The sequence below is a fragment of the Vibrio toranzoniae genome (assembly GCF_024347655.1).
GTDB classification, from domain to species: Bacteria; Pseudomonadota; Gammaproteobacteria; order Enterobacterales; family Vibrionaceae; genus Vibrio; species Vibrio toranzoniae.
In genome coordinates, this window is record NZ_AP025514.1 from 3,042,239 (window position 1) to 3,059,491 (window position 17,253).

The window sequence follows — 17,253 nt, forward strand, 5'->3', positions numbered from 1 at the left end:
TAAATCCAATTAACGGTTGCTTCGAGGAAGATATAACATGAAGGTAATGAAAAACCCAGTGACATGGCTAGTCGCATTCGCGCTACAAGGTTGCGTAACGGCGCCAGATACGCCGCAACAACCTGAAGTTCCACCAGCAACCTTAGATGAGCCACTCAGCATTCAACCGCAAACCTTCATCATGCGTGGTCAGGTTGTGGTTGGCCATGAGAGCCGAACCTTCACCCCTTGCGGTAGCCAGCAACAATACTGGTTAGATTTATCGCCAGAGCTAGCACTCGAGGCTCAAGGCTTAGCAACCAGACCTTATCAAGCCTTGTATGGTGAGCTCATCGGTCACCTAACGGTACCAAGCCAAACTGGATATAATGCCGACTTCACCGCGCGCTTCGTGGTTGACCAAGTCAATATCTTAACAGCAGAGAACCCTGATCGTTGTGACCAACCCTTGCGCTCTACTCGTGTGTTCGGTAATGAACCATTCTGGTCAGCGACCTTTGATAAAGACCAACTCAAATACACCAAGATGGGCGAACAGCCACAGCGACTCAATATCAAATCAAGCCGCACCACACCAAGCACTCGTGACTACCAACTAGAAGGTCAATCAGCGCAAGGCGAACTCAACCTGACGAAAGAGAGCTGTAGCGATGGCATGAGCGACTCTATCTATGGCTGGGAAGCGAAACTCAACCTTAATGACAGCAAGTACAACGGCTGTGCAACAGTATCTAACCAAGATCCTACGCTGGACTGGAGCGGACTCTACTTCGCAAGCTCAACCCAAAACTCAGGGTTCTCTATCAACCTAGAACTCAACGATGACCACAGCGCAATCACGACTTACTCGTACAGCAATGGTGACCCTTCGATTGTTGAACAAGGCTTCTGGCAGCAACTCAACCAAAATCAGGTTCAAGTAGTGATGACTCGCCACCAGCAACAATACCTGCTCTCTGAGCGTATCTTCACGCTCGATAACGGTAAGCTGGTCGCTGAGAAAGAGAAAGTAGGCAATGTCGTCTACCCGATAGCCAATGGTGGGCTGGTATTGTTTGAAGCCAAAAGCAAGCAGGCGCAAGTGAACGCGACCACAAACGTTGATCTAGCTGCAAAGCAGATCAATTCGAGTGATCAACTTGATCCAAAAGTCGACCAAGCGATCCGCGAATACTTTAAGATCAATAACACCTCACCAGACAATACTAAGTATCGCTGGTTAACCTACGACTTAAATGGCGATGGTAAAGAAGAACTGTTTGCCCAGCTCGATTGGTGTGGCTCTGGTGGCTGTACACTGCTTATTTTTGAGAATCATCAAGATAACTGGCGCTTCAATAGTCGAGTAACATTGGTTAAGGGCGACATACGCTTAGGTAAGACTCAAAATCACGGATGGCAGGATCTGATCTTCAATGTCAGCGGCGGCGGAGCAGAACCCGCGAAACACACTCTGTCTTACACTGGGGTTAGCTACCCACTCAACCCAAGCGTCGCGCCAGTCGCCGATGACGCTGACATCAGCGACGTGGTGTTATTTGCTGATGGCGTCTCACCAGCACAAAGCGGAGTTAAGCTATAACCATGAGTAATCAACAAGCTTGCGGTGGTTGTGGCTTCACTCATCAATGTATTTGTCATCGTATACCAAGTGTCGAAAGCCAAACTGATCTTGTACTGCTGACTCATGAGAATGAACTGTCGCGCGACACCAATACCGGGAAGCTGCTGCAACAATCGCTTAAGCAGTGCGAGTCGTTCATGTGGCAACGAAAGACACCACCTGCCGATTTAATAGCATTACTTGAAGATGAAACACGACAGCCTTTTCTGTTGTTCCCAAGTGAAGAGAGTATGGAGTGTCAGCAAGCGGTATTGAACGAAGCTAGTGACCAAAAACCATTATTCATCATCTTGGATGGCACATGGCAAGAAGCGAAGAAGATGCTCAACAAGAGCCCGTGGTTAAAAACCATTCCTCAGGTTCATCTCGATATTACCAGCGAATCCTCCTATACCCTACGCCGCAATCAAGACAGCGGTCATCTGTGTACCTGTGAGGTAGGTGTCGAACTGCTCAAAGCACTAGGTGAAGAAGAACCTGCAAGGCTGATTGACGATTACTACCAACATTACCTCAAAGTATTCCAAGCGGATAAGTGTGGTCACTCACTCAAATAGTCAAGTACAGAGGCTTGAAATAAGTAGCGTAATCCAAAAGGGTGAGCCATAAGCTCACCCTTTTTTACATCGTACTTTAATCTATTAAACCAATTAGTGTTTCACGTGAAACGATCTACTACGTCAATCGCCCCATCAAAACAGACGCTGGGGTTCACCAAAGTGGTAACCCTGCAAGTAATCAACCCCCATCTCCTCTGCTATTCGACATACCTGTTCATTATGTACGAACTCCGCTACCGTCTTAGCGTTTAAGATATGACAAAGGCTGACGAGTTGTTGAGCTATCTTACGTTGCTTCTTATCTTTATCGATATTGCGAATCAGACTACCGTCGAGCTTAATAATCTGTGGTTCAAGCTTTATGATCTCATCAATGTTGGAATAGCCAGAACCAAAATCATCAACAATGATTCTCGCCCCGAGAGCACGGAAGTGATCACACACCTCAATCATTCGGCCATAATCTTTGATCTGTTCTGACTCGAGAACTTCTAAACCAAGTCTTGTGGGATCGTTGATGCCACAGATGGCAGCCTCGAGAATCTCAAGTGTCTTATCACTCAACAAGTCTTGTGGGGAAAGGTTGATCGAGAACGGGCTCTGCTTATCCGCCATATAACCTATTGTGTTCTTAATCATGTGTCGGCTAAGTCGAGTATAGAGATGCGTATCAGCAATCATAGGTAGAAACTTACCTGGTGGGACAATAGTACCATCTGATTCCATGATTCTGACCAAACACTCTTGGCCAATCATTTCGTGAGTGCCCGATGCCACAATAGGTTGTGAGTAAGTGATAATATTCTGATCTAAGATCGCTCGGCTTACGCAACTCAACCAACCTAGTTGTTCCTTACGATCCTCTTCACTGACTTGAATGTCTTTGGCGTTAGTAATATGGGTATTGTTACGCACCCCATAACGTCGAGCTTCAATCGCTTTTAACAAAATCTCATCGCCCGTGTCGGTTAAGAAGTCGCAACGACTGGCGAAACCACCACACAGAGAAACCGACAGGTAATCAATATCGGTTAATCCATACGGCTCAAAATTAATGTGTTCAATATCATCAGCAAATTCAATGAAACCTTGCTCTATCTTCACGCTATCAACGCTCGCATTAAAGATGATCGCCCATTCGCCAACCCCAATACTGAAAAGTTCTACTTTTAATTGAGACGCCTTACCCACACGAAGCTGCAATCGATCAACAAAGTGATTGGACAAATCGAGTAACAACTGGTCCCCTACTTGGTAACCATATTTTTCGTTAACCTGATGAAAGTTGGTTAACTTGAGTGTCAGCAAATGTTCAGTGAGAGTAATCGTATTGAGGCGTTCTTTTAGTACAATACGATTCGGTAAGCCAGTACGAGAATCAATCCGATAGCTTTCCGTTAATTTTCGAGCCTGTAGGTGAAGTTTCTTCTCCATCTGAGTGTTCACGCTATCGAGATCGGCGACTGCATTTCTGACAAGATTAAGCAGTGGCGACACCGTTGAGCCACACTGAAAATCTTCACTGTGAAACTCTTTGATTTCGTCCGACTCGCGCATCGCAATGTAGGTGAGGCTGTGGTGAAGTATCTCTTGGCGATCTTCATTACGATATAACTCCCCCATACAGTATGCACCGCACGCATCCACTATCCCCTCAAATGGCTTCAACTCAAGCTTACTATCAATAAATTCCAGCCGAGATACACAGTTATAAATGATCACAGATTCAGGTTGATGCATAGCAAGCACCTCTGCACCATGACGAACTTTTTCTGCGCTCAAAGATGGGTGATTATAACAAAACTGCGCTTCCTCTCCGGTATGCCAAGGGCTATCAAACTCAATACTGCCATCATCATTAATGCGCCGCGGTGTCGAGATTTCCTTCTTTCTGCCTAACTCTCTATAGAGCGGAAAACTCATCAACTGGCTAAAAGGCAGGTCTTTTCCATCAGCAAGATAATATTTGAAAACGTCGATAGCTGGTTTGTCATTCAGCGAATATAAGCGGTTTCCCACCGCGTGAGTCACTCTCAATTTTACCCCAATCGGATTCCACTCAGAGTACGCATCCGACCACACCTTCAGTTTAGGGTTAGTCAAAGCCACTGCTACGCAAGCGTGTTGGTAGGTCTGTTCGTTATGTAAAACCCAACGCCCAAATTCGCTTTCCTGACACAACCCACCAGCAATGGGGAATACGTAAGGTAGGTTTTCAAAAGCACTATAGATAGGGTAATCGCGACCTTCAATCTGATCGCACAGGCTTATCACCGCTTTGGTATCTTTAGATAGATCTAACTGGGAAGCCAGTACTTGGCTGTCATGATTGAGGTTGCCCGTAAAAGGCTGAACGGTAGAGGTTAAATTTGTTTCGTTAAATTCACTGATAATGACTAAGGTACATGCACTCTTGAGAGTGTTATCACAGATCACATGACGAGCACTCTGCCCGATTAAAGTGGCACGGTTTAAATGATTTAAGGCGACACTCGCAATACCACGAGCAACATCAGAGGATTGATCTGAGAAAAGTTGAATAAGGTATTGCTTATTGTCACACCACTCTCGCTGATCGAATTGAGATTTGAATAACTCCTCAGTATGTGCGAGAAATGTAAATGTTTGCATGCCAACCCTTGTTCTAAATCGAGTAAAGTGAATAACCTGCTATGACTGAAATGAATCGCGAATAACGCCGTACCAATAATCCTAGTCTAAACCAAGTTTGAATAGCGACTAATCTAGCTATTCATATTATAAATGCGGCGTAATGAGCTTACAGTAGCGGTTAAATCAGTCGCACGAGATCGCTAAGTTGGTCTATTTCAACATCAGGTAGCACTCTTGCCTTAGGAGATAGGTATAAACTGGAACCAATGTCATTAAACCAGCATGCTTGGAAACCACTTCGCTTCGCACCGTAGACGTCGGTTCTAAGATGATCGCCAACATGAAGAATGTTCTCAGCATCACACGCTAAGTCTCGTTGGGCTTTATCAAACATATCTGGGTAGGGTTTAGCTCTGCCATCAGGGCCAGCTTTAAGGATTCGTTGAAAGTACTGCCCCAAACCGATTTGATGAGGATCCACATTACCATTAGTAATCGCAACCAAAGGAATACGTTGGCTAAGTTCTGTCATCACTCGATGCGTTTCTTGAGGGACATCGACTTGATTACGTAGCCATAATGCATGTTCGATACCTTCACGAGCCGCCTGCTCTGCTTGCTGCTGTGAATAACCCAACTGCAGTAAGCCGACCTTAATCTGAGTCTCGCGCCATACGGTGACATCGTGCTTTAAATTGGGGTTTTCAGCAGCGACCTGTTGTTTCACCCCCTGCCATTCTTCTTGTGATAAAGAAGCCGACACCGGATGTTTTTGATTCAACCATTGCGCCATCTCTTTTTCTACTTTCATTATCACAGGCCAGTTATCATACAAGGTGTCATCCAAGTCAAAGGTCATCGCTTTGATGGTCTTCAACCCTCGATAAATTCGCATAGTAAACCCTTATCTAACCTTTGTTCTTCTTACGTGCTCTTGGGTGAGCTTGATCGTACGCTTGGGCTAAGTGTTGGAAGTCTAAGTGGGTATAAACTTGAGTAGTCGAGATATTTTCGTGCCCCAACAGCTCTTGGACAGCTCGAAGGTTCTGGCTAGACTCAAGCACATGCGTTGCAAACGAGTGGCGAAGTTTATGAGGGCTTATGTGGCTCGCCACAGATTGCTTCTTGCCCCACTCTTCCATGCGCTTTTGCACGCTACGATGAGAGATTCGCGTTCCTAGTTTAGAAACAAACAGTGCAGTTTCGCCCGGCGAAGCCAATTCTCCGCGAACCTTGAGCCATTTATCGACCCACTCTTTGGCTAAACCAGAAAACGGCGCCTTGCGTTCTTTGTCGCCTTTACCAACCACGCGAATTTCACCCTGTCGACCCAACACATCTTTTAGATTGATGCTGACCAACTCCGCCAATCGTAACCCCGCACCATACATCACTTCCATCATAGCTCGGTCACGAATCGATAATGGGTCGTCTCCACTCACTTCAAGCAACTGACCAACCTCGTCGACATCGAGGTTTTTGGGTAGAGGGCGCTGCTTGCGAGGTGCTGAGACCCCTTTGGCAGGGTTGGCGGTCATTTCGCCACGCAACACAAGGAAATCAAAGAAGCTACGTAGTGAAGACAAGCGTGTTGCGATACTGCTCGCTTTCATACCTTCACGCATGCCTTTGCTGGCAAGTTGTCTTACCCACGCCGCGTCCACTTGCCCCCAATCTTTCAGCCCGAGCGTGACCAAATGTGCGGCCATAGTTTCAAGCTGTTGTTTGTAATTACGTTGAGTGTGTAGGCTAAGCCCCTTCTCGCTTCTAAGGTACTCATAAAAGCGAGAAAGTGGAGTTTGAAGACGATTAGGAAGAGGTGCTTTGGGCTCTAGGCTCATTATTTATCTGCCAAGGTAAGGTGTCCGCCAAATGCGCAACGACAAGCGCTAAATGGCGTAAAAATAGCGTATCCATATACGGTTGGAAATGACCACCATCTTCACTAGAGAAGGCGAGCAACCCCAACGGAGACTGCTTAGCAAGTGGTAGTACTACATAAGAGCCTAGCTCTGGCACTTGAAAATTACCAAACAAATCTTGTCTGTCTGCTTTTCTCAAGCGCCCTAGATAAGCATCTTTACCGTTAAAATGATTCCAACAAAACTTCGAATAACGCTCTTCATTAAGCTGATAGAAACCAGTTTGAGAAAGCACTCGAATATAAGCTTTAAGGCCTAAATCCAATGCCTTCTGTTCAACGGTTTTAATCACCTGCATGAAGTCGTTGCACTTCAGTACTTGGACTTGAAGATCCATAAACTCATAGAAAGTTTTATCGTTATTCGCCGCCAGCGACATCAGGCCAGTGATCTCTTCTTCGAGCTCTTCGATTCTATGACGTTGTCGTTTTAGCTGGACTTCAACTAAGGAAACAGCGCCCTGCTCAACATTATTGATAGCAAGGCGATCAACCAAATCTTTCCTATCTTGAAAAAAATCTGGGTTATCACGTAAATATTCCGCGACCACTTCTGCGGTGAGTGCGTCGGCTTCAACGTAAGACAAAACCTATCCTTTATGTTTTATGAATCTATTTATGATGAGTCGTTATTAACAAGAAAGTTGACCATCAAACACATGTGTTGCAGGGCCTGTCATAAACAGAGGCTTACCCGGGCCTTGCCAACTAATGTGTAAGTCACCGCCAGGTAAACGAACCTTCACATTCTCAGCCAGCAAGCCTTGAATGATACCAACCGCAACCGCGCCACATGCACCGCTGCCACATGCTTGAGTTTCACCTGCACCACGTTCGTACACACGCAAGCGAACCTCTTCACGGTCAACCACTTGCATAAAGCCAGCATTCACACGCTCAGGGAAACGTTCATGTGATTCAAGAAGTGGACCTAGCGTTTCAACATCAGCAGTGTCCACATCATCAACAACCGTGACGACATGTGGGTTACCCATACTCACAGCGCCGCAGAATAAAGTGTGCTCGTCCGTTCTTAGGATATACGTCTTCTCTGACTGCTTTGCCTTAAAGGGAATCTTGCTAGGTTCGAACTCAGGCACACCCATATTGACGGTGATCTGGTCATTATCCTCAATCTTAAGAGCCATTTTACCTTTCTTGGTGCTCACGTTGATGCTGTACCTATTCGTTAAACCTTTCATTCGAACGAATCGTGCAAAGCAACGAGCGCCATTACCACACTGTTCCACTTCACTGCCATCCGCATTAAATATGCGGTAATGGAAATCAGTTTCTGGATCATAAGGAGCCTCAACCACAAGCAGTTGATCAAAGCCCACACCAGTGTGACGATCCGCCAAACGACGGATCAAATCTGGAGAAAAGAAGATATTTTGAGTAATGCAGTCCACGACCATGAAATCATTGCCCAAACCATGCATTTTAGAAAAGTGGAAGTGCATAACGCTTAAAATTACTCCGGAAGAATGTTTTCAAGTTCCCACAGACTCGTAAGCTCTTCACGCTGACGAACCAAATGAGTTTTATCGCCATCAACCATCACTTCAGCCGCACGCGAACGAGTGTTGTAGTTAGATGACATCGCGAAGCCATAAGCACCAGCGGAGCGAACTGCTAGTAAGTCACCTTCTTCAAGAACAAGGTCACGATCTTTACCTAGGAAGTCACCCGTTTCACAAATAGGGCCAACCAAATCATAGGTCACAGCCTCACCCTGACGCGGGCTCACTGGCACAATATCCTGCCATGCTTGATAAAGCGCGGGACGCATTAGGTCGTTCATTGCTGCATCGATGATGGCAAAATTCTTATGTTCTGTTGGCTTCAGGAACTCAACTTTTGTTAATAATACACCAGCGTTCGCCGCAATCGCTCTTCCTGGCTCGAAAATCAGCTCTAGATCAGAATGATTTTCTAATCGAGCAAGCAAAGCTTTCGCATAATCGGAAGGTTGTGGTGGCAATTCATCGCGATAAACCACACCCAAACCACCACCTACATCGAGGTGCTTGATATTAATACCATCAGTTCGCAGTTGATCGATAAGTGCAAGCAGACGGTCTGTTGCATCGATGAATGGTTCGAGATCCGTTAACTGAGAGCCAATATGACAATCGATACCATGGATAGATAAGTTATCGAGTGTTTGTGCAAAAGCGTACACGGCAGGAGCACGATCGAAAGCAATGCCAAATTTGTTATCACGCAAACCAGTAGAAATATAAGGGTGAGTATTGGCATCAACATCGGGGTTGATACGCAGTGAAATAGGCGCTTTAACACCCAATTCGCCCGCCACTTTATTTAACCGTTCGAGTTCTGGTTCAGACTCTACGTTGAAACACTTAATGTTCAACTCAAGCGCACGCTTCATTTCAGCGGCTGTTTTGCCGACCCCAGAGAACACAACTTTCGCTGGATCGCCTCCGGCAGCAATCACACGCTCTAACTCACCGCCAGAAACGATATCAAAACCTGAGCCCAAGCGAGCTAAAGTATTCAATACACCAAGGTTTGAGTTAGCTTTAACGGCATAACACACCAAGTGCGGATGCTCACCAACTGATGAATCGAACGCGTTCCAGTGGCGTTCTAATGTTGCACGAGAATATACATACAGCGGTGTACCATATTGCTCTGCGAGTTGTGAAAGTGCGACGTCCTCAGCCCAAAGCTGGCCATCTTCCTGATAGTTGAAGTAATCCAAAGTTCTTATCCCTTATAAATAACGATTTCTGCGTGTTTCACTTATTCTGATTGTTCTACCTGTTGTACTTCATCAGGATCGTACAACGGACCTGTTTGACCACAACCAGAAAGTCCAATAACGGACACCATAAACAGAGCGGTAATTAATTTTTTCATTTTGCATATCGTGATTATTAACTCAATGCCCCCTATAATCGCACCACACTCAGGAAAAGCAATAGGATAGAAAGGATGAACGATACTGAATTTCATCAACTGGTCGATATACAGATGCAAAACATCGAAGAAGCCATCGATGAATCAGAGGCAGATGTTGATTACGAAGTGACAGGCAACGTGATGACGCTGGAATTTGAAGACCGCAGTCAGATCATCATCAATCGTCAGGAACCAATGCATGAGGTCTGGTTGGCGTCGAAATCTGGAGGCTTTCACTTCAAGTTAGTTGGCGACAAGTGGACATGCTCAAAGACTGGTATGGAACTGTTTGAGATGGTTAAAGAAGAATGCGTGAAACACGCAGGTGAAGAAATTGATTGGGTTTAATCATTTGTAAGAAAAACTAAAAGGAGTGAATCAATCACTCCTTTTTAATATCTACCCGCTGATATAAACCTAAATATTTACTATCTTCGAACTCCGCGAAGACAAAATAGCATCGTTGCGATAAGGCACAACATAAGAACTGCCTTCTTCCGGATGAACAATTTGGTAATACTGAGGTAGATTGAAATTAATCAACTTAGATGACACCTTTGTCTCATCTTTTACCGAGGTATAGAAAGAGTTCACGCTCGCAATCATCTCATCTTTCTCACCATTGTATTGGTGGTAAGCCTCAATTTGATTAGATTCATCCAATACGTAAATATTGAAACCTTTATCCGTATCTTCAAAGAAAAATTGAATTAAACCTTCACTCGCAAAACCATCCACCACTTCTGGTAGTTGGTATTCTTGTTCCTTATCGAGCATCAATAGCGGTGAGCCCTTCAACTTATTCGTTGAAATACTACGATAGAAATCAACCGAATTTTCGAGCATTTGTACCGATACTCCACGACGTTCGAAGAACAAACCGAACATCTTGTTCGCTAAGCGGATCGCCTTAAAGCGACGACGTTTCTCTGGTTCGATCGGTTTCAAGCGTAAATCAATACACTCAGCCAGTAATTGATAAACCGTGTTACGCATCACACCGCGCAAATTTTTACTGTAGCAGAAAACATCAACAGACTCTGGCGGCAAGGCATCTTGGTGCATTTTGCCAAGTACCGTCTTCAAAGCATCTAGCATTGCAGTATCACCTTGGAAATGAAGTGTACGCACTTCATGCCAAGAGTTTCGATAAACCAAATCAACACTGCCGACTAAGCTCTTACCTTCTTCTCCAAAACTGAAAATATCAGCGTTCTTCACATCCACTTTTAATGCACGACCTGTTAACTCCGAAGTCGGGTCATTTTCGAAGTTGATGAACATCGCCAGTTGGCTTATCTCACACGGACTCGCGAGCGCTTGCATGCTTGGACGACGCTTATGCAACGAGAAAGTATTACGCAGATCACTCACCATTTGATAGAACTTATCAATATCAATATGAGCATCACGAACGACAGAATGCAAACGAGTTGATTCCGTAATTAAACCATTAAAGAATGACCAAGCCACCAACTTACTCAAGTACTCATGGTGCTCGAGCGATGGCTGACCAAGGATTCGATGGGCAATCAGTGGTTGTTTGTACAGATACCAACCGGCCTTGTTAGCTTGGCCTTGGCGAACCTCAATAAAGCTCAAATCCGGCTCATGGAGATCCGGTGAGATTTGTGGATTCAATAACGTCACTTTACCTGGTAACACTTCAAAAGCCGCATAAAGCTTACGAGCTAAGATACTGATATCTTGTGGGCTAATCGCTGAAGTAATGTTATTACGACGAGCAAACTGAATTAGATTACGATAGCTCAGCATCAATGCATCAAGCAGTGCATGGTGCACGACTTTGACCTGCTCAACCTTCCAGTTACGGCGGTTATCGAGCTCTGCAATGATTTCATTCCCCCAATTCCAAGATGTTGTCATCTCAGTCAAAGCTTCACGACGCCACGCCACAGATCCCATACCCGCTTCACGTGACAGTTTCTCATGGGTTTTCAGGTAGAAACAGCGTCTCACTAGATCCAGTCGAATATGATCGTTTATCCGCTCTAGGTAACGAGTCACCTTCTCGAGCATCAGATAGTAACTATCCATACCATAGAGATCAGGTTCATCCGTAAAAAAGCGACGCTTGGTATCAATACTTAGAAGTTGTGTATTTGGGTATTCCCAAGAGTAAGCTTCTAACAAGATCGCCTTCAACACCGATTTATACGGTGAGTCGATACTCTTATACAGTTGCCACAAGTTGGAGCCAAAATACTCTTCAGCAGGGATGCTATTCAACTTACCGAAATCAATCCACTGCGAACAATCAAGAGCCCCACCCTGACATAAGCCTTGAACATACTCGTCATAGCACTCCTCCATTTCTGGCGGAATGATTTGCCATAACAGGCGTTGACCAGCCAAACGAACCGCAGAACGATAAAATTCATCAAGTAATAATAGGTGCTGAGACGAGCCACAATTATCACCAGTCATCTCTTCAGAATGATTCGAACGGAAACGCTCTTCGTCCATCAGGAAAAAGTTAGCTTCAATGCCTAAGGTTTCAGCCCAGTCCGTAATAAGCAGACATTTATTCGTCAGGCTATCACGCGACGCGCCATCCATATCCGACGAAACACAGACCCAAATATCGAGATCACTAGAGGTACTTTGGCCAATAGAAGAAGTGCTACCCATGGTGTACAGACCCAGGATAGCAGGCTCAGTAGCCTCGGTGAGTTTGCCACCCAGCGTTAATTCAGTATCAGAGACAAATTGCTTTTGGAATGAGTTTAAGGTGAAGCTTCGTATTCCAAAAGGAACTTGCTCGTCGTAATAACCAGGCATCATGGGATGATTAAAATGAAGCAGTGCAGGTATTAGGTTGAAAACTCGCTGACCTTGCAAAGTCATCAACGCCAACGCACGATCAATGCGCTGTTGGTTTAGATTGTCCAATCGTTGAATCAAAGTCTGAGTGTAAGCCTGCAAGGTAAGTCCTTGGTTTAAGATAAATGCACTTCTGTTTAGTTACTAAGCGATACAAGCAACAAAACGTGATCAATTTAACACTTTTACCTCTAATGGTAAAGCAAAGGAACCAGTCTCGCCTACCAACTCCTTAATGACAATAAGTAAAACTCACGGCGCCGTAGTGTCCTCTTTATTGACTATTTCTAATAATAGCCCATGTTTCAAATGAGATACTAATCACACTATTTTGGTGAACTAATGAAAATCCCTCAGCTATCAAAGCATGGGATGATCAAACAGTAAAAATTTTCTTTTCACAATGATAGGATTAAGCAATTAAAGAACCTATACCGGAAACACCATGACAAATTCAGCACCAATCCGTATCGCCACCAGAAAAAGCCCTCTTGCCCTTTGGCAGGCATACTTTGTAAGGGATGCTCTTCAAGCTGCTCACCCTGGCTTAGAGGTTGAGTTGGTAACGATGGTGACCAAAGGTGACGTCATCCTCGATACCCCGCTTGCTAAAGTCGGTGGTAAAGGGCTGTTCGTAAAAGAACTCGAAGTGGCAATGCTAGAGGGTCGTGCTGACCTAGCCGTTCATTCTATGAAAGATGTCCCTGTCGACTTTCCTGAAGGTCTAGGTCTGGTGACTATCTGTGAACGTGAAGATCCTCGTGATGCTTTCGTATCAAATACCTACAACAACATCGACGAACTACCACAAGGCGCTATCGTTGGTACATGTAGCCTGCGTCGCCAGTGTCAGTTACTTGAATACCGTCCTGATCTAATCATTAAAGAACTGCGTGGTAACGTGGGGACTCGTTTAGGTAAACTTGATAATGGACAATATGACGCTATCGTACTGGCAGCGGCTGGTCTTAAACGCCTAAAATTAGAAGAGCGCATCCGTAGCTTCATCGCACCCGAACAATCTCTACCTGCCGTTGGACAAGGTGCGGTAGGGATCGAGTGTCGCCTTGATGACGAACGACTCATTAAACTTCTTGAACCACTTAATGACAAAGACACCGCTGATCGTGTGCTATGCGAACGTGCAATGAACCTGACTCTGGAAGGTGGTTGCCAGGTTCCTATCGGTAGCTACTCACTATTGGATGGCGACAACATTTGGCTGCGAGCACTTGTCGGTGAGCCGGATGGCTCTAAAATGGTTCGCGGCGAGATCTCAGGCTCTCGTAAAGATGCTGAAGCGCTTGGCATTACTCTAGCAAATCAACTGCTAGATGACGGTGCGAGAGAAATCTTAACCAAGCTCTACGCAGACCAAGAATAATCATGACCGTGTTGGTAACTCGCCCCGGCTCTGAGGGGCAATCGCTTTGCCAACAACTCGCGGATGAAGGGATTCAAGCAATCCATCATCCGCTTATTCGAATCGTTGATAGCACCCTAGCCGAGAACTTAGGTTCTCAGCTCAAAAACAGCGATATCGTAATAGCAGTCAGTCACCATGCAGTGACTGCTGCCCAGAGCATCCTTTCGAAAACCTCTTCTATTTGGCCAACTTCGCCGCTTTATCTTGGCGTCGGTCAAAAAACCGCGCATATTTTAAGCAAATCTTGCAAACAAAAAGTAAACTACCCTCAGGTGAGTGATAGTGAACACCTTCTTAAACTGGCTGAACTTAATAGCGTAAATAATAAATCCATTTTGATACTGCGTGGCAATGGTGGGCGGGAGCTTATTAGGGATTCTTTAATCAAAAGAGGTGCACAAGTCTCTTATTGTGAGACCTACCGTAGAGAATATATTCCTATTAACGACCACAATACCTATCAAACATGGGTAAACAAAAAAACATCTAAAGTTGTCATCACTAGTCAGGAACAATTGGAGTATCTCTGCTCAATAACCCCTGACGAGTATTTGGCTTGGCTTTCAACAAGACAACTATTTGTCCCAAGCCAGCGCATAGCAGCACGAGCACAACAGCTCGGCTTCTCGAACGTGACCAATACTCAAAGTGCTACGAACCAAATATTACTGGCTGCTCTCCGGCCTTAGCTAGAAACAGGAAATAAGCATGACAAGCAAAAAAAATAATGAGCATATTGAACCTGAAAAGAAACAAGATACTCAGCCAGTCGTTGTTGAAGACGAAAAAGCTGAATCTACAGAGACAAAACAGCCCGAACAAAAACTTGATGCCTCTGCGTCAAACACCACTCAAAATGAGCAGTCTCAAGCTGAACATAAAGACCAAATAGAGAAAGCGGAAAAGCAAGGTAAGCGCGGTGTCAAACTAGGCGCTATTGCGATCGCTATTTCTATTCTTTTCAGCGGTGGCATTGCCTTTCAAATGCAACAAAAGAGCGCCGATTATTCAGCTCAAATCGCAGCGCTTCAAGCGCAACTACAAAATACCCAATCTGCAGTAAATAAAGACCTACAAACCATCAAGCAAGAGACCATCCAAGAAGCATCGCAAGCAGTAGAGAAAACTCAGGTTGTACAAACCCAACAACAACAGAGTATTCAAAGCTTACAACTAGCGGTTGCAGATGTGAAAGGACGTCGCCCGAACGACTGGTTACTTGCCGAAGCCGATTACCTCGTAAAACTTGCCGGCCGTAAACTCTTCCTAGAACATGATGTTGTTAGTGCAACCAAACTAATGGAAAGCGCCGATCAACGTATCGCCGCACTGAATGACCCTAGCTTAGTGTCTCTGCGTCAATCCATGACCAATGACATTACTAAGCTTCGTACTATTCCTCTCATCGACCGTGACGGCTTAGTTCTGCATATCACAAGCCTACAGCAACAAGTTGATATTCTACCGCTTGCTAATGCGATTCTCCCTGAAGCGACATTTGTTGAGAAAAAGGCGGTGTCGCAAGATATTAATGATTGGCAGAATAACCTGATGACATCGATGAAAGACTTCTCAGAAAACTTCATCACTTTCCGTAGCCGTGATGGAGAAGCCGTTCCTCTACTATCACCAGAGCAGCACTTCTACCTACGTGAAAATATCAAAGGTAAACTAGAGACAGCCATTCGCGCAGTCTATAAAGAACAAGGCGATATCTACAGTGCTGCACTGCAAACAGCTAACGAGTGGTCGAAATCATACCTAAACCAAGATAACAACTCAGTAATCGAGTTCGAAAAGGCGATTAAACAGTTAAGTGAGCAGAATATTTCTGTGAAATACCCTGTAAAACTTGAGTCTCAAAATGAACTTTCTGATGTGATTCGCGAACGTCTACGCCGTGAGGTAACGGTAATGACCTCGGAGGAGAAATAATGATTCGTTTGATTTTTCTTTTCCTTGTACTCGGTGCGGGTCTGTTTGTCGGCACTCAGTTCTCAGGTCAACAAGGTTATGTGCTGATCTCAATTGCGAATAAGACGATTGAAATGAGTGTGACAACAATGGCTATCTTTGTGATTGCCCTTTTGGCTGCACTGTTTGCCTTAGAGTACCTATTTAAGAAGCTTATTTACGCAAGCTCAACCACTTGGAACTGGTTCAGCGTTCGTAAACTGAAACGCTCGCGTCGTTATACCAATGAAGGCATCATCAAACTTCTTGAAGGAGATTGGAAAGGCGCAGAGAAGAAGGTAACTCGTTGGGCTAACCACCACGACATGCCTCTGCTTTGTTACCTAGTGGCTTCTCAAGCCGCGCATGAACAAGGCAATACGGCTGAGCGAGATAAGTACATCGAGCTTGCTAGTCAACAAGACGACTCTCTACTGGCTGTTGAACTAACCAAAGCGAAACAGCAAATCAGTGAATCAAACTACGAAGCAGCATTCGATACTCTCTCAAACCTAAAAGGCTCGCACCCTAACAACACAGCAGTACTTGGCCTACTAAAAGCCACCTACATACAGCTTAAGTTATGGCAGCCACTGTTAGAATTAACGCCTAAGCTCGTTAAAAACAAACTTATGACTGCTGATGATCAACGAGATCTAGAACAAAAAGCACAATGCGGTTTGCTTCACGACGTCGCACAACAACAAGGTAGCGAAGGCTTAATAAGCCACTGGAATAAGCTTTCAAGAAAGCAAAAACAAAGCTCTCACCTTGTTTCCTGCTTTGTGAAGCAACTGATCGCTCGTAGAGCTGATTCTGAAGCCTTCACTGTGATAAAAGAGAACATTGCAAAGAATGGTTCAAATGAACTCTACATGTTGCTTCCTGAACTTAATCTAGCCGATCACCACCCAGTGGTTGTGATGCTAGAGCGCGCAATCAGTAAAGATAGCAACAATGCAGAAGCACACAGTGCATTGGCTCAGTTCTACCTAAGAGAGCAAAAATGGGCAGAAGCGCAAAGTCACTTCGAAAAAGCACTCGCACTTCGCTCTAATGTATCAGATTACGGATACCTGTCAGATGCACTAGAGAAGCAAAACTTAACCAAAGCAGCTCACGAGGTATCTCGTAAGGCACTCACTCTAGTTCAACCAGCTTAATCTAGTACACCTAAAATGAAGCCGATGCTAAGCATCGGCTTTTTTGTATCTGCACCTTGCCCTAGATAACTTCCAACTATACGACCTTTCATCAGCTTCAGTTTAAGCTTAAATATCCCACTAGGAACTAGACCAACCCCAACAACCTCTAGACACCACACGGAGGAACGAATCCAATCGATTAAGCAGCTTTAAGTGCGAATTTAGAGCTAGAAGAGTTG

At 44.9% G+C, this 17,253-nt stretch carries 15 protein-coding genes; 7 read left to right on the top strand and 8 right to left on the bottom strand.

The window, feature by feature from the left end; translation table 11 throughout:
- The first annotated feature begins 37 nt into the window (after positions 1-37).
- Both OCU50_RS13870 and OCU50_RS13875 read left to right on the top strand, forming a co-directional pair.
- Complete coding sequence (locus OCU50_RS13870; RefSeq protein WP_060468844.1) at positions 38-1,582, top strand: COG3650 family protein; 1,545 nt, start codon at positions 38-40, stop codon at positions 1,580-1,582.
- Positions 1,583-1,584: 2 nt separating this feature from the next.
- Positions 1,585-2,181 carry a tRNA-uridine aminocarboxypropyltransferase gene (locus OCU50_RS13875; protein WP_060468845.1) on the top strand — a complete coding sequence of 199 codons (597 nt, stop codon included), beginning with the start codon at positions 1,585-1,587 and terminating at the stop codon, positions 2,179-2,181.
- Between the two features lie 135 nt (positions 2,182-2,316).
- Here the strand turns inward: OCU50_RS13875 and OCU50_RS13880 are convergent, their stop codons facing one another.
- The 7 genes from OCU50_RS13880 to lptM all read right to left on the bottom strand — a co-directional run bounded on the left by OCU50_RS13880 (position 2,317) and on the right by lptM (position 9,604).
- Positions 2,317-4,815, bottom strand: coding sequence for a bifunctional diguanylate cyclase/phosphodiesterase (locus OCU50_RS13880; RefSeq protein WP_060468846.1), 2,499 nt, complete (start codon positions 4,813-4,815; stop codon positions 2,317-2,319).
- A gap of 160 nt (positions 4,816-4,975) precedes the next feature.
- Positions 4,976-5,692 carry a 5-amino-6-(5-phospho-D-ribitylamino)uracil phosphatase YigB gene (yigB, locus tag OCU50_RS13885; protein WP_060468847.1) on the bottom strand — a complete coding sequence of 239 codons (717 nt, stop codon included), beginning with the start codon at positions 5,690-5,692 and terminating at the stop codon, positions 4,976-4,978.
- A 13-nt stretch (positions 5,693-5,705) separates the two neighbouring features.
- Positions 5,706-6,638, bottom strand: a complete 933-nt coding sequence (xerC, locus tag OCU50_RS13890; RefSeq protein ID WP_060468848.1) for a tyrosine recombinase XerC — start codon at positions 6,636-6,638, stop codon at positions 5,706-5,708.
- Entirely contained in the window at positions 6,607-7,305 is a 699-nt protein-coding gene (locus OCU50_RS13895; RefSeq protein WP_060468849.1) for a DUF484 family protein, read from the bottom strand. Before OCU50_RS13895 ends, xerC begins: the two co-directional genes overlap by 32 nt.
- Before the next feature lie 45 nt (positions 7,306-7,350).
- On the bottom strand, positions 7,351-8,181 hold the full coding sequence (gene dapF / locus OCU50_RS13900) for a diaminopimelate epimerase (protein ID WP_060468850.1): 831 nt from the start codon (positions 8,179-8,181) through the stop codon (positions 7,351-7,353).
- An 11-nt stretch (positions 8,182-8,192) separates the two neighbouring features.
- Entirely contained in the window at positions 8,193-9,446 is a 1,254-nt protein-coding gene (lysA, locus tag OCU50_RS13905) for a diaminopimelate decarboxylase (protein WP_060468851.1), read from the bottom strand.
- Positions 9,447-9,487: 41 nt separating this feature from the next.
- The gene (gene lptM, locus OCU50_RS20785) at positions 9,488-9,604 is read right to left on the bottom strand and encodes an LPS translocon maturation chaperone LptM (protein ID WP_416317307.1); all 117 of its coding nucleotides are present in this window, start codon (positions 9,602-9,604) and stop codon (positions 9,488-9,490) included.
- 75 nt (positions 9,605-9,679) lie between these two features.
- Here lptM and cyaY point away from each other — a divergent pair, with 75 nt between their 5' ends.
- Positions 9,680-9,994 carry an iron donor protein CyaY gene (gene cyaY, locus OCU50_RS13915; RefSeq protein ID WP_017055547.1) on the top strand — a complete coding sequence of 105 codons (315 nt, stop codon included), beginning with the start codon at positions 9,680-9,682 and terminating at the stop codon, positions 9,992-9,994.
- 69 nt (positions 9,995-10,063) lie between these two features.
- Here the strand turns inward: cyaY and OCU50_RS13920 are convergent, their stop codons facing one another.
- A complete protein-coding gene (locus tag OCU50_RS13920) occupies positions 10,064-12,592 on the bottom strand; it encodes a class I adenylate cyclase (protein WP_060468853.1) in 2,529 nt (842 codons plus the stop codon).
- A 343-nt stretch (positions 12,593-12,935) separates the two neighbouring features.
- On the opposite strand from OCU50_RS13920, the gene hemC reads away from it, so the two are divergent.
- The 4 genes from hemC to OCU50_RS13940 are packed head-to-tail and all read left to right on the top strand — an operon-like array spanning position 12,936 to position 17,032.
- Entirely contained in the window at positions 12,936-13,874 is a 939-nt protein-coding gene (hemC, locus tag OCU50_RS13925; RefSeq protein ID WP_060468854.1) for a hydroxymethylbilane synthase, read from the top strand.
- A 2-nt stretch (positions 13,875-13,876) separates the two neighbouring features.
- Complete coding sequence (locus tag OCU50_RS13930) at positions 13,877-14,605, top strand: uroporphyrinogen-III synthase (RefSeq protein WP_060468855.1); 729 nt, start codon at positions 13,877-13,879, stop codon at positions 14,603-14,605.
- A 19-nt stretch (positions 14,606-14,624) separates the two neighbouring features.
- A complete protein-coding gene (locus OCU50_RS13935) occupies positions 14,625-15,851 on the top strand; it encodes a uroporphyrinogen-III C-methyltransferase (RefSeq protein WP_060468856.1) in 1,227 nt (408 codons plus the stop codon).
- Entirely contained in the window at positions 15,851-17,032 is a 1,182-nt protein-coding gene (locus OCU50_RS13940) for a heme biosynthesis protein HemY (protein WP_060468857.1), read from the top strand. The genes OCU50_RS13935 and OCU50_RS13940 overlap by 1 nt, the downstream gene beginning before the upstream one ends.
- The last annotated feature ends 221 nt before the right edge of the window (positions 17,033-17,253 follow it).